A 25830-nucleotide genomic window follows, 5' to 3' on the forward strand; every position below is an offset into this window, starting at 1 on the left:
TGGCCTTTGGCAATATTCATGCCACAACCAAATTCAGGGTTGTCTCAGATTCTCAGTATGTTAGGGTAGAAAAAGGTCACTATTTCCATCAGGTAATATATCGATATAAACAAATAACAGGAATCATTCTATTGCATGGCAATTAAATTAGAAGTTAAAAATCTCTATAAGATATTTGGAGAGCATCCGCAGAGAGCCTTCAAATATATTGAAAAAGGACTTTCAAAAGAGCAGATTCTGGATAAAACGGGGCTATCGCTTGGCGTTAAGAACGCCAGTCTGGCCATTGAAGAAGGCGAGATATTTGTCATCATGGGATTATCCGGTTCGGGTAAATCCACAATGGTACGCCTTCTCAATCGCCTGATTGAACCCACCCGCGGGCAGGTATTGATTGACGGCGTAGACATCGCCCGGATATCCGATGCTGAGCTTCGCGAGGTGCGCAGAAAAAAGATTGCGATGGTGTTCCAGTCCTTTGCCCTGATGCCGCACATGACGGTGCTGGACAATACGGCATTCGGCATGGAATTAGCCGGTGTTGGTGCGGATGAACGTCGTGAAAAAGCGTTAGATGCGCTACGTCAGGTTGGTCTGGAGAATTATGCTCACGGATACCCGGATGAACTTTCAGGGGGTATGCGCCAGCGTGTAGGCCTCGCCCGCGCATTAGCCATTAACCCTGATATCTTATTAATGGATGAGGCCTTCTCAGCCCTCGATCCATTAATTCGTACTGAGATGCAGGATGAACTGGTAAAACTACAGGCGAAGCATCAACGCACCGTGGTCTTTATATCGCATGATCTCGACGAAGCTATGCGTATTGGCGACAGAATTGCCATTATGCAAAACGGTGAAGTGGTCCAGGTCGGCACGCCGGATGAAATCCTGAATAATCCAGCCAATGATTATGTACGCACCTTCTTCCGCGGCGTTGATATTAGCCAGGTCTTCAGTGCGAAAGATATTTCACGCCGTAGCCCCGAAGGTTTAATTCGTAAAACGCCCGGGGTGGGCCCACGTTCGGCGCTGCAATTATTGCAGGACAAAGATCGCGAATATGGTTACGTGATCGAACGCGGCAATAAATTCGTTGGCGTTGTTTCAATCGACTCCTTAAAAACAGCGTTAAGTCAGGCGCAAGGTATTGAAGCGGCATTGATCGATGAGCCGTTAGCCGTAGATGCACAAACTCCTCTCAGCGAGTTGCTTTCTCATGTCGGCCAGGCCCCGTGCGCGGTGCCGGTTGTTGATGAGGAACAGCAGTATGTGGGCGTCATTTCAAAACGCATGCTGTTACAGGCTTTAGATCGTGAGGGGGTAAACAATGGCTGATCAAACTAATCCGTGGGATACCACACCAGCGGCCGACAGCGCCGCACAAACTGCCGATGCCTGGAGCACGCCATCCGGTGCGCCCACTGATGGCGGTGGCGCGGACTGGCTGACCAGCGCCCCCGCGCCGGCACCAGAGCATTTCAATATTATGGATCCGTTCCATAAAACGCTGATCCCGCTGGACAGCTGGGTCACAGAGGGGATCGACTGGGTCGTTACCCATTTCCGTCCAGTCTTCCAGGGCATTCGTGTCCCGGTGGATTACATTCTCAACGGTTTTCAACAGCTGCTGTTAGGTATGCCAGCCCCGGTGGCGATTATCCTGTTCGCGCTGATTGCCTGGCAAATTTCCGGCGTTGGGATGGGCGTTGCTACGCTGATTTCCTTGATTGCCATCGGTGCCATCGGCGCGTGGTCGCAGGCCATGATAACCCTGGCGCTGGTGTTGACCGCGTTGCTGTTCTGCGTGGTGATCGGTCTGCCGATGGGGATCTGGTTGGCGCGCAGTCCACGGGCAGCAAAAATTGTTCGCCCGCTGCTGGACGCCATGCAAACCACACCCGCGTTTGTCTATCTGGTGCCGATTGTCATGTTGTTCGGTATTGGTAACGTCCCGGGCGTAGTGGTGACGATTATCTTCGCCCTGCCGCCAATCGTACGTCTGACTATTCTGGGGATTAACCAGGTGCCAGCCGATCTGATTGAAGCCTCGCGTTCGTTTGGTGCCAGCCCGCGCCAGATGCTGTTTAAAGTGCAGCTCCCGCTGGCAATGCCCACCATTATGGCTGGGGTTAACCAGACGCTGATGCTGGCGCTCTCAATGGTCGTCATCGCGTCGATGATTGCCGTTGGCGGGCTGGGTCAGATGGTTCTGCGCGGAATTGGTCGTCTGGATATGGGGCTTGCCACCGTCGGCGGAGTTGGGATTGTGATCCTCGCCATCATTCTGGATCGCCTGACACAGGCCGTTGGTCGCGATTCGCGTAGCCGTGGCAACCGTCGCTGGTACACCACTGGTCCCGTTGGGCTTATCACTCGCCCTTTCACGAAGTAATTCACCCGTTGCCCGGTGGCGCATTGCTTACCGGGCCTACACGTCCCTCCAATAATTAAGGAACAACGATGCGACAGAAAATTATTATTGCCACAGCGTTTGCCACCCTTGTCTCCACCAGCACTTTCGCTGCCGACCTGCCGGGCAAAGGCATCACCGTACAGCCAATCCAGAGCACTATCTCTGAAGAATCCTTCCAGACGCAGTTAGTCGCTCGTGCGCTGGAGAAACTGGGTTACACCGTTAACAAAACCAGCGAAGTTGACTACAACGTCGGCTATACCTCCATTGCCTCTGGCGATGCAACTTTTACCGCCGTGAACTGGCAGCCGCTGCATGATGATATGTACGCCGCGGCGGGCGGAGACAAAAAGTTTTATCGCGAGGGGGTATTCGTTACGGGTGCCGCACAGGGTTATCTGATCGACAAAAAAACCGCTGAGCAGTACAAAATCACCAATATCGCCCAGTTAAAAGATCCGAAGATCGCCAAAATCTTTGACACCAACGGTGACGGAAAAGCCGATATGATGGGCTGTTCACCAGGCTGGGGTTGTGAAGCAGTAATCAACCACCAGAACAAAGCTTTCGATTTGGAAAAAACCGTCGAAGTCAGCCACGGTAACTATGCAGCAATGATGGCTGACACCATTACCCGCTTCAAAGAAGGTAAACCCATTCTTTACTACACCTGGACACCGTACTGGGTCAGCGACGTAATGAAGCCGGGTAAAGATGTGGTCTGGCTGCAGGTGCCGTTCTCTTCCCTGCCAGGCGAGCAGAAAGATATTGATACCAAGCTGCCAAACGGCGCCAACTACGGCTTCCCGGTGAACACGATGCATATTGTCGCCAATAAAGCCTGGGCAGAGAAAAACCCGGCTGCGGCGAAACTGTTTGCCATAATGAAGCTGCCGCTGGCGGATATCAACGCGCAGAACGCAATGATGCACGACGGGAAAGCGTCTGAAGCCGACGTGCAGGGTCACGTTGACGGCTGGATCAAAGCCCACCAGCAGCAGTTTGACGGCTGGGTGAACGAAGCGCTGGCCGCGCAGAAATAACCCACTCACAGGCCTGATGAGCGTATTGCCATCAGGCCAGTAACCGCATAAATGCCGGATGGTGGCGCGATGCGCCTTATCCGGCCTATCCACCCTCCTCCAATCGCACAATCCATCACTCAACAAATCAGCAACATTTAATCACTTCCGTTATGATTGTTTTCTGCAATCCATTATTCAGTTGAAAACCATGACGAAAACAACTCAGGGACTTAGCCCTTCGCTAATCCTGTTAATGTCTATCGCCACCGGCCTCGCCGTCGCCAGTAACTATTATGCGCAGCCGCTGCTCGACACCATCGCGCGCAACTTTTCGCTCTCTGCCAGTACCGCAGGGTTTATCGTCACCGCGGCCCAGCTCGGCTACGCCGCCGGCCTGCTGTTCTTAGTGCCGCTCGGCGATATGTTTGAACGCCGGATGCTGATTGTCTCCATGACGCTGTTAGCGGCTGGTGGCATGCTGATCACCGCCAGCAGCCAGTCGCTGGGTATGCTGATCCTTGGTACTGCCCTGACCGGGCTGTTCTCGGTCGTGGCACAGATTTTGGTTCCGCTGGCGGCAACACTTGCCACACCGGACAAGCGCGGTAAGGTCGTCGGCACGATTATGAGCGGCCTGCTGCTAGGTATTCTACTGGCGCGCACCGTGGCGGGATTACTGGCGAATCTTGGCGGCTGGCGCACTGTATTTTGGGTCGCATCAGTATTAATGGCGCTGATGGCGGTTGCACTGTGGCGCGGCCTGCCGAAGATGAAATCCGATACCCATCTCAACTATCCGCAGCTGTTAGGCTCCGTATTCAGCCTGTTTATTAACGATAAATTGCTGCGTACCCGCGCGATGCTGGGCTGCCTGACTTTTGCCAATTTCAGTATTCTGTGGACCTCGATGGCATTTTTGCTCGCCGCGCCGCCGTTTAACTATTCGGAAGGAATGATTGGTCTGTTCGGTCTGGCGGGTGCCGCAGGGGCGTTAGGCGCACGTCCGGCGGGCGGTTTTGCCGATAAAGGTAAATCCCACCTGACCACAACTATGGGGCTGCTGTTACTACTGCTCTCCTGGCTTGCTATTTGGTTTGGGCATGCTTCAGTCCCCATGCTGATTATCGGTATTCTGGTGTTGGACCTCACCGTTCAGGGAGTGCACATCACCAACCAGACGGTTATCTATCGCATTCATCCTGACGCGCGTAATCGCCTGACCGCCGGATACATGACAAGCTATTTTATTGGCGGAGCGGCAGGTTCGCTGATTTCAGCCTCTGCCTGGCAGCATGCCGGGTGGGCTGGCGTTTGTCTGGCAGGTACGACCGTTGCCATACTCAACCTGTTGGTCTGGTGGCGAGGTTTTCACCGTCAGGAAGCCGTAAATTAAGCGTATAACGCATGTTTACCGCTGATTGGGCTCCACAGGGTGTTAAGGAGCCCATCAGTCTGCTAAGGTTATAACTCATTGAACCAAGTTATATTAATTTCGGTAATGAAACCTATAACCCTATGGAAAGCCCTGTACCCCAGTCTGAATCCAGTTCGGCAACGTTAACGGAAGGATTCAAAGACAGCCTGCCAATAGTTATCAGCTATATTCCGGTCGCTTTTGCATTTGGTCTCAATGCCACTCGCCTTGGCTTTACGCCGGTTGAAAGCATCTTTTTCTCCTGCATTATCTATGCGGGAGCCAGCCAGTTTGTTATTACCACCATGCTCGCCGCAGGCAGTTCGCTGTGGGTCGCCGCGCTGACCGTCATGGCCATGGATGTCCGTCATGTTTTGTACGGCCCTTCCCTGCGTAGTCGGATCGCCCAGCGACTGAGTAAACCCAAAAGCGCGCTGTGGGCTTTTGGCCTTACCGATGAAGTCTTTGCCGCTGCAACGGCGAAACTGGTACGGGATAACCGGCGCTGGAGTGAAAACTGGATGATCGGCATTGCGCTATGCTCCTGGGCCTCCTGGGTGTTTGGTACGGTGCTCGGCGCGTTTTCCGGCAGTGGTTTACTCAAAGATTACCCGGCGGTTGAAGCGGCACTGGGCTTCATGCTCCCGGCGCTGTTTATGAGCTTCCTGCTCGCGTCATTCCAACGAAAACAGGCGCTCTGCGTGACTGCGGCCCTGGCCGGGGCGCTGGCTGGCGTCATGCTGTTTTCCATCCCTGCCGCTATCCTTGCAGGTATTGTCTGTGGATGCCTGACGGCGCTCATCCAGTCATTTTGGCAAGGAGGTCCTGATGAGCTATGAAGTTCTGCTACTTGGCCTGTTGGTCGGCTGCGTAAATTACTGTTTTCGCTATTTGCCGCTCCGTCTTGGGGTCGGCAATGTTCGCCCGACGAAGCGCGGCGCGACGGGCATATTACTCGACACTATTGGCATTACATCAATTTGCGCCCTGCTGGTGGTGTCTACCGCGCCAGAAGTGATGCACGACGCTCGTCGGTTCGTGCCTACTCTGGTGGGGTTTGTCATACTGGGTGCAAGCTTCTATAAGACCCGCAGCATCATCATTCCAACGTTACTGAGTGCTCTGGGCTATGGATTAGCCTGGAAAATGCTGGTTGTCTTATAGATAAAAACAATCATTTTAAATTAATAATACATTTACTTTATTTGTCACTGTCGTTACTATATCGGCTGAAATTAATGAGGTTATACCCAAATGGATAGTTCGTTTACGCCCATTGAACAAATGCTAAAATTTCGCGCCAGCCGCTACGAAGAGTTCCCTTATCAGGAAGTGCTTCTGACTCGTCTATGCATGCACATGCAGGGCAAGCTGCTGGAAAATCGCAATAAGATGCTGAAAGCTCAAGGGATTAACGAGACGTTGTTTATGGCGTTGATTACGCTGGAGTCTCAGGAAAACCACAGTATTCAGCCTTCTGAACTGAGTTGTGCGCTTGGCTCGTCACGTACTAACGCTACCCGCATCGCGGATGAGTTAGAAAAACGTGGCTGGATCGAACGTCGCGAAAGCGATAACGATCGCCGCTGTCTGCATCTGCAATTGACCGAGAAAGGCCATGCATTTTTGCAAGAGGTGTTACCGCCTCAGCATAATTGCCTGCACCAGCTCTGGTCGTCTCTTAGCACCACCGAAAAAGATCAGCTTGAGCAAATTACCCGTAAACTTCTGACCCGTCTTGATCAGATGGAGCAGGATGGCGCGGTGTTAGAAGCGCTGCGCTAAGGCGTCGACTCGCTCAGAAATCCAGATTTATAAATGAAAAAACCGACAGGCCAGCACGCATACTGCTGGCCTGTCTGATAAACAGGTCGGCTCAGCCGATGTGAATAAAAAGAAGATCGTGGAGAACAACATGAGCGCAAATGCGGAGACTCAAACCCCGCAGCAACCGGTCAAGAAGAATGGCAAACGTAAAAGTCTGCTTCTCCTTCTGACCTTGCTCTTTATTATCATTGCCGTGGCATATGGGATTTATTGGTTTTTAGTACTGCGTCATTACGAAGATACAGACGATGCGTACGTGGCAGGGAACCAGGTTCAAATCATGGCGCAGGTATCAGGCAGCGTGACGAAAGTCTGGGCTGATAACACTGACTTTGTAAAACAAGGCGATGTGCTGGTCACCCTCGACCAGACAGATGCCAAACAGGCATTTGAAAAAGCCAAAACTGCGCTGGCCTCCAGCGTGCGTCAGACGCACCAGTTGATGATCAACAGCAAGCAGTTACAGGCCAACATTGAAGTGCAGAAAACAGCTCTGGCGCAGGCACAAAGCGATTTTAATCGCCGAGTCCCGCTGGGCAACGCCAACCTGATTGGCCGCGAAGAGCTGCAACATGCGCGTGATGCCGTCGCCAGCGCTCAGGCTCAGCTTGATGTCGCAATCCAACAATATAATGCTAACCAGGCAATGATTCTCGGCAGCAAGCTGGAAGATCAACCCGCCGTACAACAGGCCGCCACCGAAGTGCGCGATGCCTGGCTGGCGCTGGAACGTACCAGAATTGTCAGCCCAATGACCGGTTATGTATCCCGTCGCGCCGTACAGCCTGGTGCGCAGATTAGCCCAACCACGCCGTTAATGGCGGTTGTTCCGGCCACCAACCTGTGGGTGGATGCCAACTTCAAAGAAACACAGCTCGCCCACATTCGTATTGGTCAACCCGCGACGGTTGTCAGCGATATTTATGGCGATGACGTGAAATATACCGGTAAAGTTGTCGGCCTCGATATGGGAACGGGCAGCGCCTTCTCCTTGCTGCCAGCACAAAACGCGACCGGGAACTGGATCAAAGTCGTCCAGCGTCTGCCGGTGCGTATCGAACTGGATGCGCAGCAACTGGCACAGCATCCTCTGCGGATCGGTTTGTCTACGCTGGTTACAGTCGATACCTCCAATCGTGACGGACAAATTCTGGCAAGCCAGGTCCGCACCACGCCGGTATCAGAAAGTAATGCACGTGAAATCGACCTTGCTCCGGTCAATAAGATGATCGAAGAGATCGTGCGGGCCAACGCGGGCTAATTCAAAGGTGCGTGTGATGCAACAGCAAAAACCGCTGGAAGGCGCGCAGCTCGTCATAATGACGATCGCGCTGTCCCTGGCGACATTCATGCAGGTGCTGGACTCCACCATTGCTAACGTGGCGATCCCCACTATCGCCGGGAACCTCGGCTCTTCATTGAGCCAGGGAACCTGGGTGATCACCTCATTCGGGGTAGCGAACGCTATCTCTATTCCGATCACCGGCTGGCTGGCAAAACGCTTTGGCGAAGTAAGACTCTTTATGTGGTCAACTATCGCCTTCGTCATTGCGTCATGGGCATGCGGGATGTCCACCAGCCTGAACATGCTGATTTTCTTCCGCGTAATCCAGGGTATTGTCGCCGGTCCATTAATTCCGCTGTCACAGAGCCTGTTGCTGAATAACTATCCACCCGCCAAGCGTTCCATCGCCCTCGCGCTATGGTCGATGACGGTGATTGTTGCCCCGATATGTGGCCCAATTCTTGGGGGCTATATCAGCGACAACTATCACTGGGGCTGGATATTTTTTATCAACGTGCCAATCGGAGCTGCGGTGGTATTGATGACCCTGCAAACCCTGCGCGGTCGGGAAACCAAAACCGAGCAGCGGCGCATTGACGCCATTGGTCTGGCACTGCTGGTCATCGGTATCGGCAGTTTGCAGATTATGCTCGACCGCGGCAAAGAGCTGGACTGGTTCGCCTCGCAGGAGATTATCATCCTGACGGTGGTCGCAGTGGTTGCTATCAGCTTCCTGATCGTCTGGGAGCTTACCGACGAGCACCCGATTGTCGATCTCTCGCTGTTTAAGTCGCGCAACTTTACCATCGGCTGCCTGTGTATTAGCCTGGCCTATATGCTCTACTTCGGCGCAATCGTCCTGCTGCCGCAGCTGTTGCAGGAGGTATACGGCTATACGGCAACCTGGGCCGGTCTGGCGTCAGCGCCGGTAGGGATTATTCCGGTGATCCTGTCGCCAATTATCGGCCGCTTTGCGCACAAGCTGGATATGCGTCGGCTGGTGACGTTCAGTTTTATTATGTACGCAGTCTGTTTCTACTGGCGTGCGTGGACGTTCGAGCCGGGTATGGACTTTGGCGCATCGGCCTGGCCGCAGTTTATTCAGGGGTTCGCAGTAGCCTGCTTCTTTATGCCGCTGACGACCATTACGCTGTCCGGTTTACCGCCTGAGCGTCTGGCGGCTGCATCGAGCTTGTCTAACTTTACGCGAACGCTGGCCGGCTCTATTGGTACATCGATTACAACAACGATGTGGACTAACCGTGAGTCGCTGCACCATGCGCAATTGACGGAATCCGTTAACCCCTACAACCCAAATGCTCAGGCAATGTACGACAAGCTGCAGGATTTAGGGATGACGCACCAGCAGGCGTCAGGGTGGATAGCCCAGCAGATCACTAATCAGGGTCTGATTATTTCCGCCAACGAAATCTTCTGGATGTCGGCGGGGATCTTCCTGGTTTTGCTTGGTCTGGTATGGTTCGCTAAACCGCCCTTCGGCGCGGGCGGCGGCGGCGGTGGAGCGCACTAACTATCTGATAAAAGGGATCTGCGGATCCCTTTTTTATTGTGGCCAGCATCAGAAATAATATTTGAATCTCAGGCGTCCGCCGTAACGTGCATCTTCGCTGTTGTCGCCATTGTTCGGATCGGCCTCAACCCATGAGGCATAAGCACCGAGATAGATATTAAAGTTTCTCATATTCATTACGTTAGGGAATAAGTATGAGGCATGGATGGTGTGAATATCATAGCTGCCCGGATCGGTGATCCAGCAGTCTTCCTCGCAAACGGCCTCCAGGTTAGTGGCATTGAAAGCGTCAATGTTGTTATGCGCATAGATATAGCCCAGTTCGAATCGATGCCACAACGCGTTCACCCCAGCGGTAAAATCGGTCTCATCGGTCGCGTCCATATAAGCAGTATTCAGGTTAATCACCGCGCCGTCTTCCGCATCGGTTTTTTGTCCGTCCCAGGTCATGGTAAAACCATACCCCGTACGATCGGACTGATCGATCCACTTCCCGTTCTCATAATAGCCGTAGGCGTTGTTAACGACGTTACTTTCCATCGCCACTGCCGTCGAGAAACGCCCGTTTTGCCAGGCGATCACCGGGCGCACGTAAGCCACGTTTTTATCATTGGTTAAGTCCATCCCGTGGTACTGCTTCTCGGTATAGAGCGTACTGCCATTTTCCATCAATGTATTCACTTCAAAATACCAGTTATCGATGGTTTTACTTATCAGGAAATTACCGCCGCTGTCGCTACGTCCACGCCCCTCTTTCATCATATAAATATAGCCATAGCCATCACTGTAAAGATCATTCGCCGTATTACCTGAATATTCAATAAACGTATCCTGATTCAGCGGGAACATATCGTACGCTTCAAAACGTCCGACCTTAATTTGCCAGTCTTTTTCCTGGCCAAAAAAGAACACTGCATCATCGAGATTCATTTTTCCGGTCAGGTCTGCCAGCGGCTGAACTGAGAATCCGGCGAAATTACCGTTGTTCAGTCGTTGGTAGCCATCAAACCCTAATAGCAGACGCCCGTTGATATCCCAACGTTCATTCGTTCCCGGCGCCCAATCTTTATTTGCTGAAGTTCTGGTTGATGTCAGGCTACCAGAGCGGCTTGCCGCATCCATATTAAACTCAACGTCGCCATAGAACTTGATATCGCTAAAACCGGATAGCGTTAACTTGGGTGGATTTTCCGTAGAGGCGGAGGGTTCAGCAGATTGTACTTGCACCGTCGGCGCTGCGGCTACCTGCTGCTGCCTCAGCGAGCGAATTTGCGATTCAGCATCTGCGGCTCGCTGTTCGGCATTAATCACGCGCTGTTCCAGTTCAGCAAGACGCTGTTCAATAGCGGTATTTGCTGCCCAAAGGTTATGCGAAAAGCAAGCGCCGACCACAAGCGCTAAATATTTCACCTTCATTTTTTATCCCTAAAGTTTAATGTATACCAGATAAGATTTGATAAAAACCCCATCCACCAGCGATGAAAAGAGTCTTTTTATTACCTGGATACCTGGCGTATTCCATTATGTTTTTCTATTAATTATTTATGTTTTTTGATTTATGTGATCGGTGTGGGCTGGCATCGTTAATTATCCATTATTTTCTGTTTACCAGATCACGTTTTATTATTTAACAGGTCACCCATTAATTAACTGAAATTATATTCCTGTCGTAAATATAATAGATATAGATTATATTACGAAATAAAAAACCCCGGACATAAACCGGGGTTAATTTAAATACTGGAACAGTTAATCAATAAGACTAAATATGCAGTTCCTGCAATTTCTCTTTCGGCAGCGCCAGCTCTTCATTGCTGTTCACGCGTACATCCCGCTCCAGAATATGACGCGCGATATCCTGTGCTTCGCTAAGAGAGTGCATCTGATACGTACCGCACTGGTAAACGTTCAGCTCCGGGATCTGGTTCTGATCCTGTACTTTCAGCACGTCCGCCATTGCCGCTTTCCACGCATCGGCAACACGCTGCTCGTCCGGCGTACCAATCAGGCTCATGTAGAAGCCGGTACGGCATCCCATCGGAGAGATATCAATAATCTCAACGCCATTACCGTTCAGGTGGTTACGCATAAAACCTGCAAACAGGTGCTCCAGCGTATGGATACCTTTCTCAGGCATGACTTCTTTGTTCGGAATGCAGAAACGCAGATCAAACACGGTGATTGCGTCGCCATGCGGGGTATTCATCGTTTTTGCAACCCGGACCGCGGGAGCTTCCATCCGGGTGTGATCGACAGTAAAACTATCTAACAACGGCATTTAGCCACCTCCGATAAATTTTTTAAAAATAATCTGAACTCTTTGTTCCGGGGCGAGTCTGAGTATATGAAAGACGCGCATTTGTTATCATCATCCCTGTTTTCAGAGATGAAATTTTGGCCACTCCCGAGTGGCCTTTTTCTTTTGTATCAAGCGTGCTTTTCCAGCCACACGCTAAACGGCTCAGTATCAGCCGCTTCGATCTCCTGCTGACGACGCTTCGAAGCCTCGGTTTCAGCAATAAATTCAGCTTCCTGCAATATTTCTAATGGCTCTTCACGTAGCAGATTTCGGTAAGCCTCACCCAGCGCTTTGCCCGTGCCGCCAATGCCTTCATCAATCATAGACCGTAGGATCCGGGCAGAGAAAGTCAGTTCAGGATTGTCAAAACAGACAACCAGTTCATCACAGACCTTCTGATACTCCTCTCCCCCATCGATGCTGTCCAGCGTTTGTGCCACGCGTTTCAGATCGCGGAACAAATCTTTCCCAACCTTAGGCAGCGGGAACTGGGCTGTTTCACAGCCAATACCTAACGTCAGTCCAGGCTTACGCCCTTCGAGAATCACACGATTCCAGTTTTTACGCGTACACAGCAATTCATCACTGCTCATTTCCGGGGCATCGGCCAGCGCACACCAGACCATAAACAGATCGAGGAAGCGCACCTGCTGCTCGTCCACGCCGATCGGTGAGAACGGGTTGATATCCAGCGAGCGTACTTCGATGTACTCGATACCGCCACGCAGAAGCGCATCAGATGGTGTTTCACCACGACGAGTAACGCGTTTCGGGCGGATAGGCGCATACAGCTCATTTTCAATCTGCAGAACGTTGCTGTTGATTTGCAGACGCTTACCGTCTTTCTCCAGACCGATCGCCGCGTACTCCTCGGAAGGAGTCTTAATCGCGCGCTTTAATCCTGCCACATACTCATGCAAATCGTTAAACGTAATTCCAAGATTGCTTTGCGACTTATTGGTATAGCCCAAATCACTCAGACGCAACGAGGTCGCGTACGGCAGGTAGTACATCCCGCAGTCGGTTTTTTCAAACGGCAGGGTTGTTGGTTTTCCTTGCAGGAATGAGGAACAAATGGCCGGAGAGGCGCCAAACAGATACGGGATCACCCAACCAAAACGGTAGTAGTTGCGGATCAGACGGAAGTAGCCCGCGGAGATCTTCTCTTTAGCATCTTCGCCTTCGGTTACGCCGCACTTCGCCTGCCAGAAAGCCATTGGCAGCGAGAAGTTGTAGTGTACGCCTGAGATTGTCTGCATCAATGCACCGTAACGGTTTTTAAGGCCTTCACGGTACAGCGTCTTCAGGCGACCGGTGTTCGACGTGCCGTACTGCGCCAGTTCGATATCCTGGCCTTCGGCAATATAGCAAGGCATGCTCAACGGCCACATACGCTCGTCGCCCAGGTTTCTGGCGGTATAACGATGCAGGTCGCGCATGAATGTGAGCATTTTCTCAATGTCATCGCCTGGCGGAGTGATAAATTCCAGCAGCGCTTCGGCAAAGTCAGTAGTTATCCATTTATGCGTTAGCGCTGAGCCTAACACCTCAGGATGGCCTGTCGTTGCTAATGACCCATCTGCATTAACACGCAGCGTTTCGCGCTCCAGACCACGTTGAATCCCCTTTAACGCCTGAGGATGGTTTTCCAGCCAGGCCAGCGCCTGTGATACGTCCGGGATCAAATTGACCTCCCGCCTGTCAAAATCGTTTTAATTAGCATAATGGTATTGGTTACCCTGAAGGCTATCTCACAACACAATTAGTGCCACCACATAATGCCTTGCGTCGTAACCGCTGCGACAACAACATAGCGCAGCGCCTTGCCAAGGCATAAGAAAAAGAGAACTGGACCCCACGAGATGCGCATCCACCCGGCTAACAGGCACAATAAATCACCTACAACCGGCATCCAGCTTAATAATAGTGTGACAGCGCCATAGCGCTGCAGCCAGCCAGTGGCTTTTTCTTGCCAGCGCGATGTTTTACGCAAAGGAAAGAAACGCCCAAGGATAACGTTAGTTAACCCTCCAAGGCTATTACCCATTGTTGCTGTTAAGACTAAGACCCAGGGATGACTTATCCCGGAGACCAGCAAAGCAACTAAAACGACTTCAGAATTACCGGGTAATAGCGTGGCGCTGAGAAAACTGCTGGCAAACAGTGACAGGAGCGACAGTCCATCACTCACAATAACCGGACATCCACGGCGTCCATTCCCGCAGCGTGCGCCGCCTGTATTCCAAAATCGGCATCTTCAAACACGACGCAACGAACCGGAATAACCCCCATACGTTCGGCACAAAGCAAAAACGTATCAGGAGCAGGTTTGTGGCGTTGTACGTGATCGGCTGCGACGACAGCATCAAAATAGCGACGCAGTCCAAGGTGAGCGAGCAGCGCTTCTGCAATTGCGCTTTCACTCCCCGTTCCTACCGCCATAGGCCGACGCCCATGCCAGGCTTTCACGACGTCAACCAACGGCAGAGGCTGGACGCTATCCAGCAACATGCTTTTCACTTTGTCAGTTTTCTCGCGCGCTAAGGCATGGGGGTCAAGATCGGCATGATTCAATTCAATTACCGACTGGGCAATACGCCACGTTGGGGAGCCGTTGAGGGCGACCATGGCTTGTTCATCAAACCGCAGCCCATAATGCCCCAATACCTCATGCCACGCCTTACGGTGCGTTGGCTCAGTATCCAGGATGGTGCCATCCATATCAAAAATCAAACCCGCATAACGTTCGTACATCGTCTTCTCACAAGCCGAATGACCAGACGTTATTTTATCGTAATTGATTGATTTTGTCGCTGACAGCGAATTGAGGGGGGTTCAGAGAGTATGTGGAAATAATTTAAAGGGGGAGATGGTGCATCCGGGAGGATGACTCACTAGCGTTCGCCCTGCGGGCCGTTGCTGGAGCAACGTTATCCTTCCTGGTGCTCGCGATTATCTCGCAGACCATGAAACAACAGTTTTGCTGCTATCTCGGAGAAGATGGTGCATCCGGGAGGATTCGAACCTCCGACCGCTCGGTTCGTAGCCGAGTACTCTATCCAGCTGAGCTACGGATGCATCGGGAATTGCTGATTACTACTGATACTGCGAAGAAGATGGTGCATCCGGGAGGATTACTCGGCTGCGCCTCGCCCTGCGGGCCGTTGCTGAAGCAACGTTATCCTCCCTGGTGCTCGCGATTATCTCACAGACCATGAAACAACAGTTTTGCTGTTATCTCGGAGAATATGGTGCATCCGGGAGGATTCGAACCTCCGACCGCTCGGTTCGTAGCCGAGTACTCTATCCAGCTGAGCTACGGATGCATCAGGAAAACTTACTTACTGCAGATTTGATATCGCTGCTAAAGTGATATCGATTTCCGTAACAACGCTAATGCGTTATTGCAGAGAAGATGGTGCATCCGGGAGGATTCGAACCTCCGACCGCTCGGTTCGTAGCCGAGTACTCTATCCAGCTGAGCTACGGATGCAAATGGCGGTGAGGCGGGGATTCGAACCCCGGATGCAGCTTTTGACCGCATACTCCCTTAGCAGGGGAGCGCCTTCAGCCTCTCGGCCACCTCACCAACACGCCTCTTGCGAGTGCTTCGAAGAACTTGTTTCTGCTCATCGTCGCTGCGTGGCGCACATATTACTTTCTGGGACTTATAAGTCAAACAATTTTTCCAGAGCTTTTATCGTTTGCACATTTCACGCGCAATTAGTCTGCAAAAACGGCAAAAAGAGTGTTTTATCAACAGATAAATTGGCAATTTCCTGAAGCAGTGAACAAACGGAAACTTCGTCGGGAAAGGCATTACGCCCAGTAGAATCGAAAAAATGGGGAGGACGAAGAAGAAAAGAGAAGAGAAGAAAAAGGGTGACTCAATCAGGTTGCGCCTCACCAGAAAGGTGAGACGCGAAAACCTTAGTAACTGGACTGCTGGGATTTTTCAGCCTGGATACGCTGGTAGATCTCTTCACGATGGACAGAAACTTCTTTCGGGGCGTTTACGCCAATGCGCACCTGGTTGCCCTTCACCCCTAAAACTGTCACGGTGACCTCATCGCCTATCATGAGGGTCTCACCAACTCGACGAGTCAGAATCAGCATTCTTTGCTCCTTGAAAGATTAAAAGAGTCGGGTCTCTCTGTATCCCGGCATTATCCATCATATAACGCCAAAAAGTAAGCGATGACAAACACCTAAGTGTAAGCAGTCACGGCATCACATTCTGTTAAACCTAAGTTTAGCCGATATACACAACTTCAACCTGACTTTATCATTGTCGATAGCGTTGATTCGCATGCCGTAACTTAGGGTTTCGGCATGCGCTGACGCTTATAGTTATTACAGTTTTGCGCTGACCCAGCCTTTCACACTGGCTAACGCTGCAGGCAGAGCCGCTGCATCCGTACCACCGGCTTGCGCCATGTCCGGACGACCGCCACCCTTACCGCCGACCTGCTGAGCGACCATTCCAACCAGTTCCCCTGCTTTCACGCGATCTGTCACGTCCTTAGACACACCCGCAATCAGAGAAACCTTACCTTCCACTACCGTTGCCAGAACGATAACGGTAGACCCCAGTTGATTTTTCAGATCATCAACCATGGTACGCAACATTTTCGGCTCAACGTCCGCGAGTTCACTGACCAGCAGCTTCACACCGTTGATATCAACCGCTTTGCTGGAAAGATTTGCACTCTCCTGCGCCGCAGCCTGTTCCTTCAATTGCTGCAATTCTTTTTCCAGTTGACGTGTACGCTCCAGCACGGAACGAACTTTGTCAGCGATATTCTGGCTATCGCCTTTCAGCAGCTGCGCAACATCGCTTAAGCGATCGCTCTCAGCATGCACGGTTTGGATAGCGCCTTCACCGGTTACCGCTTCGATACGACGAACGCCTGCCGCAGTACCTGACTCGGACACTATGCGGAACAGACCGATATCACCCGTACGGCTGGCGTGAGTACCGCCACACAGTTCGGTAGAGAAATCACCCATGCTCAGAACGCGCACATGGTCGTCATATTTCTCGCCAAACAGCGCCATTGCGCCTTTGGCTTTTGCCGCTTCGAGATCCATGATGTTCGTTTCAATCGGCAAGTTGCGACGGATTTGCGCATTCACCAGATCTTCAACAGCACGGATTTCAGCAGGCTTCATCGCTTCGGTATGAGAGAAGTCGAAGCGCAGCAGTTTATCGTTAACCAGCGAGCCTTTCTGTGCCACATGTGTGCCCAGAACCTGGCGCAGCGCCGCGTGCATCAGATGCGTTGCGGAGTGGTTCAGGCGAATACGCGCACGACGTGCTTCATCCACATCAGCCTGTACTGCATCACCAATTTTCAGAGAACCCGCAGACAGCTTGCCAATGTGACCAATGGCCTGGCCATATTTCTGTGTGTCGCTAACGGCAAACGCAAAACCTGCGCCTTTCAGTTCACCCTTATCGCCAACCTGACCACCAGACTCCGCATAGAACGGCGTCTGATCCAGTACGACAACAGCGTCCTGACCTGCGTTAATTGCGTCTACCGCTTTACCATCAACAAACAGCGCGGTGACTTTGCCGTTCAGTTCCAGGTGCTCGTAGCCTTTAAATTCAGAGGCGCCATCAACACGAATCATTGCATTGTAGTCTGCGCCAAAACCGCTGGCTTCACGCGCACGACGGCGCTGTTCTTCCATTGCAGCTTCAAAGCCAGCTTCATCAACCTTGATGTTACGCTCGCGGCAAACGTCTGCCGTCAGGTCAACCGGGAAACCGTAAGTGTCATACAGACGGAATGCGGTTTCGCCGTCCAGCGTATCGCCAGACAGTTTTGCCAGTTCTTCATCCAGCAGCGCCAGACCACGCTCCAGAGTACGTGCAAACTGCTCTTCTTCGGTTTTCAGAACCTGCTCAACCATAGCCTGCTGACGCTTCAGTTCTTCACCAGCAGAGCCCATGACGTCCACCAACGGACCAACCAGCTTGTAGAAGAAGGTATCCTTCGCGCCTAGCATGTTGCCATGACGTACCGCGCGACGAATGATACGGCGCAGCACATAGCCACGGTTTTCATTCGACGGCACAACGCCATCGGCAATCAGGAACGCACAGGAACGGATATGGTCGGCGATAACGCGCAGCGACTTGTTGCTCAGATCGATCGCGCCGGTGACTTTCGCCACGGACTCAATCAGTGAACGGAACAGGTCGATTTCATAGTTGGAGTTAACGTGTTGCAGCACGGCCGCAATACGCTCCAGACCCATACCGGTATCCACGGACGGTTTCGGCAGCGGTTCCATGGTGCCGTCAGCCTGACGGTTGAACTGCATGAAGACGATGTTCCAAATCTCAATGTAGCGATCGCCATCTTCTTCTGCGCTTCCCGGAGGCCCACCCCAGATATGGTCGCCGTGGTCGTAGAAAATTTCGGTGCATGGACCACAAGGACCGGTATCACCCATCTGCCAGAAGTTGTCGGAAGCATAAGCCGCACCTTTGTTATCACCGATGCGGATGATACGTTCGCGCGGAATACCGACTTCTTTTTCCCAGATTTCATAGGCTTCATCGTCAGTTTCATAGACGGTGACCCACAGACGCTCTTTTGGCAGGGCAAACCAGTTTTCACCGGTCAGCAGTTCCCATGCATATTGAATAGCATCGTGTTTGAAGTAATCGCCGAAGCTGAAGTTGCCCAGCATTTCGAAGAAAGTGTGGTGACGTGCAGTGTAACCGACGTTTTCCAGGTCATTGTGCTTACCACCCGCACGTACACAACGCTGCGAGGTGGTTGCGCGGGAATAATTACGCTTGTCGAGGCCAAGGAAAACATCCTTGAACTGGTTCATCCCGGCGTTGGTAAACAACAAAGTAGGGTCATTGTTCGGTACCAGGGAGCTGCTGGCAACTACCTGGTGTCCTTTACTATGGAAAAAATCGAGAAACGCCTGACGGATCTCAGCGGTGCTCTTGCTCATAATTATCCTGAAGAAATCAAGCTAACGAAATGTCATTACCAGCATCGGCAAGCAAACTGCGCCTCTGGCAATCGAAAAGTGGGAATAAGATAAGTTTTCTTTACTGGGAAGTAAAATCCCGTATGCGGTCAATCGTCAAAATTTCGCCATATTGCCTGAATATCTTCCATCAGATAGCCGCGATAGAGCAAAAAACGCTGGACCTTTACCTTATCTGAAAAATCGACAGGTAAAGGTTCACCGTACTTCCGAATGGCCTGCTCACGCGCAAGCACTGCCCAGTCAATTTCGCATTCACGCATGGCCCGCTCGATAGCTTCACGCGTGATCCCTTTTTGGTTTAATTCCTGGCGCACCCGGGCAGGTCCATAACCTTTGCGGCTACGGCTGGCGATAAACTGCTGCACGAAGCGATCATCATCCAGATAACGACTTTCAATACACCAGGCGATGACCTTGTCGTAATCCTCCGGCGTGGCATCAATTTCTTCTGGTCCATTTTTCCCCATCACCGGAGCGGCCAGCTTGCGCCGCAGTTCCTGCTCGCTGTGATCGCGCATCGCCAGAATACGTACGGCGCGGTCAAGCAGTCGGGAATAAGCGGAACGGCGGGAAGTTGCTTCTGTCATAGTAAGCCTTCAGAAATGAAAAAGGGCTGCATGATATGCAGCCCTTTACTATATGCGATTCAAAACATGCGATTCAAAACAGATTATCAGAAATCTTCGTTCGTTTCTTTTACGTCTTCGCCGCTGTCATCAACGGAGAAATCAGGCGTTGAATCCTGGTTATTGAGCAGTAGCTCACGTAATTTCTTCTCAATTTCTTTCGCAGTTGCCGGGTTTTCTTTCAGCCAGTTGGTCGCATTCGCTTTACCCTGACCGATTTTCTCACCGTTGTAGCTGTACCATGCACCAGCTTTTTCAATCAGCTTCTCTTTCACGCCCAGGTCAACCAGTTCGCCGTAGAAGTTGATGCCTTCACCGTAAAGGATTTGGAATTCAGCCTGTTTGAACGGCGCTGCAATTTTATTTTTCACAACCTTAACGCGGGTTTCGCTGCCAACCACGTTGTCACCTTCTTTCACCGCACCAATACGACGGATATCCAGACGAACAGACGCATAGAATTTCAGGGCGTTACCACCGGTGGTGGTTTCCGGATTACCGAACATAACGCCAATCTTCATACGGATCTGGTTGATGAAAATCAGCAGCGTGTTGGACTGCTTCAGGTTACCGGCCAGCTTACGCATTGCCTGGCTCATCATACGCGCCGCAAGGCCCATGTGAGAGTCGCCAATCTCGCCTTCGATTTCTGCCTTCGGCGTCAATGCGGCAACGGAGTCGACAACGATAACGTCAACCGCACCGGAGCGCGCCAGTGCATCACAGATTTCCAGCGCTTGTTCACCGGTATCCGGCTGAGAACACAGCAGGTTATCGATATCAACGCCAAGCTTACGGGCATAGACCGGGTCCAGTGCGTGTTCTGCATCGATAAATGCACAGGTTTTACCTTCACGCTGCGCAGCGGCAATAACCTGCAGGGTCAGCGTTGTTTTACCGGAGGATTCAGGCCCGTAGATTTCGACGATACGGCCCATTGGCAAACCGCCCGCGCCCAATGCGATATCCAGAGAAAGCGAACCGGTGGAGATAGTTTCCACATCCATGGAACGGTCTTCACCCAGGCGCATGATGGAGCCTTTACCGAATTGCTTTTCGATCTGACCCAGCGCTGCCGCCAACGCTTTCTGTTTGTTTTCGTCGATAGCCATTAATTACTCCTGTCATGCCGCTTTCGGGTTAAACCGCGAAACGTGATAGATAATGTTCTGTTGAGGCAATTATACTGTATGCTCATACAGTATCAAGTATTTTGTAGAAATTGTTGCCACAGGGTTTGTAACGCGTAGGCGGTCGCCTGTCGACGGACCGCATCGCGATCGCCGCTAAAGCATTCCCGGCGGGTAATCCCCTCGCCGCTCGCGCTGGCAAAGGCAAACCATACCGTTCCCACAGGTTTTTCTTCGCTACCGCCATCCGGCCCCGCAATACCGCTTATCGAAACAGCGAAATGCGCGCGGGCGGCTTTTAACGCGCCTATCGCCATCTCCACCACCACAGGCTCACTCACCGCGCCATGTTGGGCCAGCGTCTCTTCGCGCACGCCAATCATCTGCGCTTTGGCTTCATTGCTGTAGGTCACAAACCCGCGTTCAAACCAGGCGGAGCTTCCGGCAATATCCGTAATCGCTTTGGCTACCCAGCCGCCGGTGCAGGATTCCGCCGTCGTCACGGTTGCCCCGCGCGCTTTCAGCGCCAGGCCAACCTGCTCGCTTAACTGCATCAGTTCACTGTCGGTCATTTCAGCCTCTGTCAGTTAAAAAAATATGCCGGACAAGATAGCACTTTCATGACCAATGTGGGGATGGGGAGAACGTTTTACGAGGGGGATTCCAAAAATTGCTCCGTTGCACAAATAAGGCCTGCCGGATAGCGATGCCAGGACATCTTATCCGGCCTACCAGAGATATCTTCCGGTAGGCCGGTGGAGCGATTACTGTACGCGCGCCAGCGCCACCGCCTGACCTAACTGCCAGACTGCCATCGCGTAATGCGTGCTGTGGTTATAGCGGGTAATCGTGTAGAAGTTCGGCAGTCCGTACCAGTACTGATAACCCGTGCCAATATCCAGGCGCAGCAGGCTGGCCTGCTGATGATTCCCCAACGACTGCTGCGGCGTCAGACCCGCGGCAGCAAGCTGAGAAATGCTGTACTGGGTTTTAAAGCCGTTCGCAAGCCCAGGTGCCTGACCATTTGCCGGAACCGCGACCGTATCGCCTTTCACCCAGCCGTGGCCCTTGAAGTAGTTCGCCACACTACCGATGGCATCAACCGGATCCCACAGGTTAATGTGTCCATCACCATTGAAATCAACGGCATATTGTTTATAGGAAGACGGCATAAACTGGCCGTAGCCCATTGCCCCCGCGAAAGAACCTTTCAAATCGAGCGGATCGTCGCTTTCATCTCGCGCCATCAGCAGGAAGGTTTCCAGTTCACCAGAGAAGTATTCCGCACGACGAGGATAGTTAAACGACAGCGTCGCCAGCGCATCCAGAATCCGCGTTTTACCCATCACGCGGCCCCAGCGAGTCTCTACGCCAATAATACCGACAATAATTTCCGGCGGAACTCCGTAGACCTGCCACGCACGGTTCAGCGCATCTTCATATTGATTCCAGAAAGCCACGCCGTTTTGCACGTTGTCAGGTGTGATGAACTGTTTGCGATAGCGCAGCCATGCGCCGTTAGGTCCGGCTGGCGGTTGAGTCGTCGGTGCCTGGCGGTCCATCAAACGCAATACCGAGTCCAGACGCTTGGCCTGCGACAGGATCTCCTGCAGCTGCTGGCGGTCAAAGCCGTGCTTGTTCACCATTTTCTCGATGAACTGCTGCGCGTTCGGATTATTGGCAAAATCGCCGCCCGTTTGCATGACGTTGTGCTGTGGCTCAAGCAGGAAGCCGCCGGATGGCGCACCCGTAGTCGTTTGAGTCTCTGAAGGTTTAGGTTTGCTGCTACAGGCAGCGAGCAGTACGAAAAGGGGGAGTAACGCTACATAACGACGCTTGAACATGAGACATCCATTAAACAAATTCAGCCTGGGAGAAGTATGGTAAAGCATCCTCCGCCATACAAGGAAGCGGTAGTCGCTCTCCTTCACAGAATTTACATCCCCTTTCATCTCTGACCATCACATTTGCGAGCTTTCACGCAAAAACTTTCAAATTAAAATATTTATCTTTTATTTTGAGATCAAAATAACACTTTTATATCTTTCAATCTGATTAAAATCAGCCACCGTTTGGCAAGATAACTAAAAATCCCTACAGGAGAGAATAATGATCGACACCATCACACTCGGTGCTGAGTGGTTTATCGGGCTGTTCCAGAAAGGCGGAGAAGTATTTACCGGCATGGTGACCGGTATTCTGCCCCTGCTGATCAGTCTGCTGGTCATCATGAATGCGCTGATTAACTTTATCGGTCAGCAGCGCATTGAACGTTTTGCCCAGCGTTGCGCCGGAAACCCGCTGTCCCGCTATTTGCTACTGCCGTGCATCGGCACATTTGTATTTTGTAACCCAATGACGCTGAGTCTGGGTCGCTTTATGCCAGAAAAATACAAGCCCAGTTACTACGCCGCCGCGTCTTACAGTTGCCATTCCATGAACGGCTTATTCCCGCACATCAACCCCGGCGAACTGTTTGTCTATCTGGGGATCGCCAGCGGACTGACCACGCTGGGGCTTCCGCTTGGCCCACTGGCGGTGAGCTATTTACTGGTCGGTCTGGTGACCAACTTCTTCCGTGGCTGGGTGACCGATTTCACCACCACTATCTTCGAGAAAAAAATGGGCATTCAACTTGAGCAGAAGGTACATCTGGCGGGAGCAACATCATGACACGTATTCGTATTGAAAAAGGCACCGGCGGCTGGGGTGGCCCACTTGAACTGGATGCCGTTCCGGGCAAGAAAATTGTCTATATCACCGCAGGAACTCGCCCCGCGATCGTCGACAGGATAGCAAGCCTGACCGGCTGGCAGGCCGTTGATGGCTTCAAAGAGGGCGAGCCGCCGGAGAGCGAAATTGGTGTGGCGATCATCGACTGCGGCGGCACGCTGCGCTGTGGGATCTATCCCAAACGTCGTATACCGACGGTGAATATTCACGCTACGGGTAAATCCGGCCCACTGGCTCAGTATATTGTCGAAGATATCTATGTCTCTGGCGTAAAAGAAGAAAACATTACTGTTGTCGGCGAAGCGTCCGCCACGCCAACGCCCGCAAGCAGCAGCATGGGACGCGATTACGACACCAGCAAGAAAATTACCGAGCAAAGCGATGGTCTGTTGGCAAAAGTGGGGATGGGCATGGGTTCAGCCGTTGCGGTTCTGTTCCAGGCCGGGCGCGACACCATCGATACCGTCCTGAAAACTATTTTGCCATTTATGGCGTTCGTCTCAGCACTGATCGGCATCATTATGGCTTCGGGTCTGGGAGACTGGATCGCCCATGGACTCGCACCACTAGCCAGCCATCCGCTGGGACTGGTCACGCTGGCACTGATCTGCTCTTTCCCACTGCTGTCGCCTTTCCTCGGCCCCGGTGCGGTTATCGCCCAGGTTATCGGCGTGCTAATCGGTGTACAGATTGGTTTGGGGAATATTCCCCCACATCTGGCGCTACCTGCCCTGTTCGCCATTAACGCCCAGGCCGCATGTGACTTTATTCCTGTCGGGTTGTCGCTGGCCGAAGCGCGTCAGGACACGGTCCGCGTCGGCGTGCCATCCGTTCTGGTGAGCCGCTTTCTGACCGGCGCGCCAACCGTTCTCATCGCCTGGTTTGTTTCCGGCTTTATTTACCAATAAGAGGCACTCAAAAATGACCGTGATTTATCAAACCACCATCACCCGTATCGGCCAGAGCGCCCCGGATGCATTGTGCGACCAGATGCTGATTACCTTTCGTGAAGGCGCGCCCGCGGATATCGAGGAGTTTTGCTTCATCCATTGCCACGGCGAGCTGAACGGTTCGTTGCAAGCTGGGATCCAGTTTGAACTAGGCCAGCATCACTACCCGGTCACCGCCGTTGGCAGCGTGGCGGAACAAAACTTACGTGAACTCGGGCATATCACTCTGCGCTTTGACGGACTGAGTGAAGCGGAATTCCCCGGTACCGTACACGTTGCAGGTCCCGTACCGGACGGTATCGCGCCGGGCTGTATTTTGAAGTTTGTTGCTTAAGATTGAAGGAGATAAAGATGAATCAGGTTGCCGTTGTCATTGGTGGAGGCCAGACCCTTGGGGCATTCCTTTGCCGTGGGCTTGCGACAGAAGGATACCGCGTCGCGGTGGTGGATATTCAAAGCGATAAAGCCGCCAACGTGGCGCAGGAAATTAACGCCGAGTTTGGCGAAGGCACCGCCTACGGTTTTGGCGCAGATGCCACCAGCGAACAGAGCGTGCTGGCGCTGTCGCGCGGAGTGGATGAAATATTCGGTCGTGTTGATCTGCTGGTTTACAGCGCGGGTATCGCTAAAGCCGCGTTTATCAGCGACTTTCAGCTTGGGGATTTCGACCGCTCGCTGCAGGTCAATCTGGTTGGCTACTTCCTCTGTGCACGTGAATTCTCACGCCTGATGATCCGCGATGGCGTGCAGGGACGCATTATCCAGATCAACTCCAAATCAGGGAAAGTGGGCAGCAAACACAATTCAGGCTACAGCGCGGCAAAATTTGGCGGCGTGGGCTTAACCCAGTCACTGGCGCTGGATCTGGCGGAATACGGGATCACCGTGCATTCACTGATGCTCGGCAATCTGTTGAAATCACCGATGTTCCAGTCGTTATTACCACAATATGCAACCAAACTTGGCCTTAAGCCAGATGAAGTTGAGCAGTACTACATTGATAAGGTTCCGCTTAAGCGCGGCTGCGATTATCAGGACGTGCTAAACATGCTGCTGTTTTACGCCAGTCCGAAAGCCTCTTACTGTACCGGGCAGTCCATCAACGTCACTGGCGGTCAGGTGATGTTTTAATGTTGAATTGCCGGATGGCGTCTGCGCTTATCCGGCAAAATCAAAGGAGTACATAATGGTTTCCGCACTGATTACCGTCGCCGCTATCGCCTGGTGCCTGCAACTGGCGCTTGGTGGCTGGCAAATATCCCGCTTTAACCGGGCGTTTGATAGGCTTTGCCAACAGGGTCGGGTTGGTGTTGGTCGCTCCGGTGGGCGTTTTAAACCGCGCGTGGTAGTTGCCATCGCGCTGAATGAGCAGCAGCGGGTGACCGACACGTTATTTATGAAAGGTCTTACGGTATTCGCCAGACCCGGCAAAATTGCCACGATAACCGGCAAACATCTTGATGATTTACAGCCTGATGTGATCTTTCCCCATGATCCGTTAGCACAGAATGCACTATCATTGGCGCTTAAACTGAAACATGGGTAATTTCGTTGTGAATGCTAATAGCTTG

At 52.2% G+C, this 25830-nt stretch carries 25 protein-coding genes and 4 tRNA genes; 14 read left to right on the plus strand and 15 right to left on the minus strand.

The features are described from left to right. Positions 1-135 precede the first annotated feature (135 nt). From proV to emrB, 9 genes are all read left to right on the plus strand, one after another. A complete protein-coding gene (gene proV, locus SK34_RS06440; RefSeq protein WP_003037282.1) occupies positions 136-1338 on the plus strand; it encodes a glycine betaine/L-proline ABC transporter ATP-binding protein ProV in 1203 nt (400 codons plus the stop codon). Continuing rightward, the gene (gene proW / locus SK34_RS06445) at positions 1331-2395 is read left to right on the plus strand and encodes a glycine betaine/L-proline ABC transporter permease ProW (protein WP_003037285.1); all 1065 of its coding nucleotides are present in this window, start codon (positions 1331-1333) and stop codon (positions 2393-2395) included. Before proV ends, proW begins: the two co-directional genes overlap by 8 nt. A 68-nt stretch (positions 2396-2463) precedes the next feature. After that, the gene (gene proX, locus SK34_RS06450) at positions 2464-3459 is read left to right on the plus strand and encodes a glycine betaine/L-proline ABC transporter substrate-binding protein ProX (RefSeq protein ID WP_043017315.1); all 996 of its coding nucleotides are present in this window, start codon (positions 2464-2466) and stop codon (positions 3457-3459) included. 190 nt (positions 3460-3649) lie between these two features. Next, positions 3650-4834 carry an MFS transporter gene (locus tag SK34_RS06455; protein WP_044713351.1) on the plus strand — a complete coding sequence of 395 codons (1185 nt, stop codon included), beginning with the start codon at positions 3650-3652 and terminating at the stop codon, positions 4832-4834. Between the two features lie 122 nt (positions 4835-4956). Then, complete coding sequence (locus tag SK34_RS06460; RefSeq protein WP_016150871.1) at positions 4957-5694, plus strand: AzlC family ABC transporter permease; 738 nt, start codon at positions 4957-4959, stop codon at positions 5692-5694. Beyond that, on the plus strand, positions 5684-6019 hold the full coding sequence (gene ygaH, locus SK34_RS06465; RefSeq protein ID WP_003037297.1) for an L-valine transporter subunit YgaH: 336 nt from the start codon (positions 5684-5686) through the stop codon (positions 6017-6019). The genes SK34_RS06460 and ygaH overlap by 11 nt, the downstream gene beginning before the upstream one ends. 90 nt (positions 6020-6109) lie before the next feature. Further along, positions 6110-6640 carry a multidrug efflux transporter EmrAB transcriptional repressor EmrR gene (gene emrR, locus SK34_RS06470; RefSeq protein ID WP_003037300.1) on the plus strand — a complete coding sequence of 177 codons (531 nt, stop codon included), beginning with the start codon at positions 6110-6112 and terminating at the stop codon, positions 6638-6640. Positions 6641-6770: 130 nt separating this feature from the next. After that, a complete protein-coding gene (gene emrA, locus SK34_RS06475) occupies positions 6771-7943 on the plus strand; it encodes a multidrug efflux MFS transporter periplasmic adaptor subunit EmrA (RefSeq protein ID WP_003037303.1) in 1173 nt (390 codons plus the stop codon). Positions 7944-7959: 16 nt separating this feature from the next. Further along, positions 7960-9498 (plus strand): multidrug efflux MFS transporter permease subunit EmrB, encoded by a 1539-nt coding sequence (gene emrB / locus SK34_RS06480; RefSeq protein WP_003037306.1) that lies wholly within the window; start codon positions 7960-7962, stop codon positions 9496-9498. Between the two features lie 48 nt (positions 9499-9546). Here the strand turns inward: emrB and SK34_RS06485 are convergent, their stop codons facing one another. The 15 genes from SK34_RS06485 to mltB form a co-directional block, all read right to left on the minus strand. Next, positions 9547-10914, minus strand: a complete 1368-nt coding sequence (locus SK34_RS06485; protein ID WP_048232664.1) for a carbohydrate porin — start codon at positions 10912-10914, stop codon at positions 9547-9549. A 346-nt stretch (positions 10915-11260) separates the two neighbouring features. Continuing rightward, positions 11261-11776 carry an S-ribosylhomocysteine lyase gene (gene luxS, locus SK34_RS06490; RefSeq protein ID WP_003037312.1) on the minus strand — a complete coding sequence of 172 codons (516 nt, stop codon included), beginning with the start codon at positions 11774-11776 and terminating at the stop codon, positions 11261-11263. A 149-nt stretch (positions 11777-11925) separates the two neighbouring features. Next, entirely contained in the window at positions 11926-13482 is a 1557-nt protein-coding gene (gene gshA, locus SK34_RS06495) for a glutamate--cysteine ligase (protein WP_003037314.1), read from the minus strand. 77 nt (positions 13483-13559) lie between these two features. Next, positions 13560-13988 (minus strand): YqaA family protein, encoded by a 429-nt coding sequence (locus SK34_RS06500; RefSeq protein ID WP_003037317.1) that lies wholly within the window; start codon positions 13986-13988, stop codon positions 13560-13562. Beyond that, positions 13985-14551, minus strand: coding sequence for a fructose-1-phosphate/6-phosphogluconate phosphatase (gene yqaB / locus SK34_RS06505; RefSeq protein WP_016150874.1), 567 nt, complete (start codon positions 14549-14551; stop codon positions 13985-13987). The genes SK34_RS06500 and yqaB overlap by 4 nt, the downstream gene beginning before the upstream one ends. Before the next feature lie 247 nt (positions 14552-14798). Further along, positions 14799-14875: transfer RNA gene (locus SK34_RS06510), tRNA-Arg, on the minus strand. Between the two features lie 171 nt (positions 14876-15046). Continuing rightward, positions 15047-15123 (minus strand) — tRNA-Arg (locus tag SK34_RS06515). Between the two features lie 90 nt (positions 15124-15213). Continuing rightward, positions 15214-15290 (minus strand) — tRNA-Arg (locus tag SK34_RS06520). Positions 15291-15293: 3 nt separating this feature from the next. After that, a tRNA-Ser gene (locus tag SK34_RS06525) sits at positions 15294-15386 on the minus strand. 341 nt (positions 15387-15727) lie between these two features. Further along, positions 15728-15913, minus strand: a complete 186-nt coding sequence (csrA, locus tag SK34_RS06530; RefSeq protein WP_000906486.1) for a carbon storage regulator CsrA — start codon at positions 15911-15913, stop codon at positions 15728-15730. Positions 15914-16150: 237 nt separating this feature from the next. Further along, positions 16151-18778 carry an alanine--tRNA ligase gene (alaS, locus tag SK34_RS06535; protein ID WP_048232666.1) on the minus strand — a complete coding sequence of 876 codons (2628 nt, stop codon included), beginning with the start codon at positions 18776-18778 and terminating at the stop codon, positions 16151-16153. Between the two features lie 128 nt (positions 18779-18906). Next, complete coding sequence (recX, locus tag SK34_RS06540; RefSeq protein WP_003037326.1) at positions 18907-19407, minus strand: recombination regulator RecX; 501 nt, start codon at positions 19405-19407, stop codon at positions 18907-18909. Between the two features lie 86 nt (positions 19408-19493). Beyond that, on the minus strand, positions 19494-20558 hold the full coding sequence (gene recA, locus SK34_RS06545; RefSeq protein WP_003037330.1) for a recombinase RecA: 1065 nt from the start codon (positions 20556-20558) through the stop codon (positions 19494-19496). Positions 20559-20650: 92 nt separating this feature from the next. Beyond that, positions 20651-21148 carry a nicotinamide-nucleotide amidase gene (gene pncC / locus SK34_RS06550; protein ID WP_003037333.1) on the minus strand — a complete coding sequence of 166 codons (498 nt, stop codon included), beginning with the start codon at positions 21146-21148 and terminating at the stop codon, positions 20651-20653. 192 nt (positions 21149-21340) lie between these two features. Beyond that, entirely contained in the window at positions 21341-22420 is a 1080-nt protein-coding gene (gene mltB, locus SK34_RS06555) for a lytic murein transglycosylase B (RefSeq protein WP_003037336.1), read from the minus strand. Positions 22421-22685: 265 nt separating this feature from the next. Here mltB and srlA point away from each other — a divergent pair, with 265 nt between their 5' ends. The 5 genes from srlA to gutM are packed head-to-tail and all read left to right on the plus strand — an operon-like array spanning position 22686 to position 25805. Continuing rightward, on the plus strand, positions 22686-23249 hold the full coding sequence (gene srlA / locus SK34_RS06560) for a PTS glucitol/sorbitol transporter subunit IIC (RefSeq protein ID WP_003037339.1): 564 nt from the start codon (positions 22686-22688) through the stop codon (positions 23247-23249). Further along, a complete protein-coding gene (gene srlE / locus SK34_RS06565) occupies positions 23246-24217 on the plus strand; it encodes a PTS glucitol/sorbitol transporter subunit IIB (protein WP_003840246.1) in 972 nt (323 codons plus the stop codon). The genes srlA and srlE overlap by 4 nt, the downstream gene beginning before the upstream one ends. Positions 24218-24230: 13 nt before the next feature. After that, the gene (gene srlB / locus SK34_RS06570) at positions 24231-24593 is read left to right on the plus strand and encodes a PTS glucitol/sorbitol transporter subunit IIA (RefSeq protein ID WP_003846051.1); all 363 of its coding nucleotides are present in this window, start codon (positions 24231-24233) and stop codon (positions 24591-24593) included. 17 nt (positions 24594-24610) lie between these two features. Continuing rightward, on the plus strand, positions 24611-25390 hold the full coding sequence (gene srlD, locus SK34_RS06575) for a sorbitol-6-phosphate dehydrogenase (protein WP_003037345.1): 780 nt from the start codon (positions 24611-24613) through the stop codon (positions 25388-25390). Between the two features lie 55 nt (positions 25391-25445). Next, a complete protein-coding gene (gutM, locus tag SK34_RS06580; protein WP_003037348.1) occupies positions 25446-25805 on the plus strand; it encodes a transcriptional regulator GutM in 360 nt (119 codons plus the stop codon). Positions 25806-25830: the final 25 nt, after the last annotated feature.

The sequence above is a fragment of the Citrobacter sp. MGH104 genome (genome assembly GCF_001034485.1).
In the GTDB taxonomy this organism is placed as follows: Bacteria; Pseudomonadota; Gammaproteobacteria; order Enterobacterales; family Enterobacteriaceae; genus Citrobacter; species Citrobacter freundii.

Coding starts and splice junctions, on each gene's coding strand:
- yqaB (WP_016150874.1), bottom strand. CDS start 14,551: ATGTACGAACGTTATGCGGGTTTGATTTTTGATATGGATGGCACCATC.
- emrB (WP_003037306.1), top strand. CDS start 7,960: ATGCAACAGCAAAAACCGCTGGAAGGCGCGCAGCTCGTCATAATGACG.
- mltB (WP_003037336.1), bottom strand. CDS start 22,420: ATGTTCAAGCGTCGTTATGTAGCGTTACTCCCCCTTTTCGTACTGCTC.
- proW (WP_003037285.1), top strand. CDS start 1,331: ATGGCTGATCAAACTAATCCGTGGGATACCACACCAGCGGCCGACAGC.
- alaS (WP_048232666.1), bottom strand. CDS start 18,778: ATGAGCAAGAGCACCGCTGAGATCCGTCAGGCGTTTCTCGATTTTTTC.
- recX (WP_003037326.1), bottom strand. CDS start 19,407: ATGACAGAAGCAACTTCCCGCCGTTCCGCTTATTCCCGACTGCTTGAC.
- srlA (WP_003037339.1), top strand. CDS start 22,686: ATGATCGACACCATCACACTCGGTGCTGAGTGGTTTATCGGGCTGTTC.
- ygaH (WP_003037297.1), top strand. CDS start 5,684: ATGAGCTATGAAGTTCTGCTACTTGGCCTGTTGGTCGGCTGCGTAAAT.
- SK34_RS06485 (WP_048232664.1), bottom strand. CDS start 10,914: ATGAAGGTGAAATATTTAGCGCTTGTGGTCGGCGCTTGCTTTTCGCAT.
- gutM (WP_003037348.1), top strand. CDS start 25,446: ATGGTTTCCGCACTGATTACCGTCGCCGCTATCGCCTGGTGCCTGCAA.
- SK34_RS06455 (WP_044713351.1), top strand. CDS start 3,650: ATGACGAAAACAACTCAGGGACTTAGCCCTTCGCTAATCCTGTTAATG.
- proX (WP_043017315.1), top strand. CDS start 2,464: ATGCGACAGAAAATTATTATTGCCACAGCGTTTGCCACCCTTGTCTCC.
- recA (WP_003037330.1), bottom strand. CDS start 20,558: ATGGCTATCGACGAAAACAAACAGAAAGCGTTGGCGGCAGCGCTGGGT.
- proV (WP_003037282.1), top strand. CDS start 136: ATGGCAATTAAATTAGAAGTTAAAAATCTCTATAAGATATTTGGAGAG.
- srlD (WP_003037345.1), top strand. CDS start 24,611: ATGAATCAGGTTGCCGTTGTCATTGGTGGAGGCCAGACCCTTGGGGCA.
- pncC (WP_003037333.1), bottom strand. CDS start 21,148: ATGACCGACAGTGAACTGATGCAGTTAAGCGAGCAGGTTGGCCTGGCG.
- emrA (WP_003037303.1), top strand. CDS start 6,771: ATGAGCGCAAATGCGGAGACTCAAACCCCGCAGCAACCGGTCAAGAAG.
- srlB (WP_003846051.1), top strand. CDS start 24,231: ATGACCGTGATTTATCAAACCACCATCACCCGTATCGGCCAGAGCGCC.
- srlE (WP_003840246.1), top strand. CDS start 23,246: ATGACACGTATTCGTATTGAAAAAGGCACCGGCGGCTGGGGTGGCCCA.
- csrA (WP_000906486.1), bottom strand. CDS start 15,913: ATGCTGATTCTGACTCGTCGAGTTGGTGAGACCCTCATGATAGGCGAT.
- SK34_RS06460 (WP_016150871.1), top strand. CDS start 4,957: ATGGAAAGCCCTGTACCCCAGTCTGAATCCAGTTCGGCAACGTTAACG.
- luxS (WP_003037312.1), bottom strand. CDS start 11,776: ATGCCGTTGTTAGATAGTTTTACTGTCGATCACACCCGGATGGAAGCT.
- emrR (WP_003037300.1), top strand. CDS start 6,110: ATGGATAGTTCGTTTACGCCCATTGAACAAATGCTAAAATTTCGCGCC.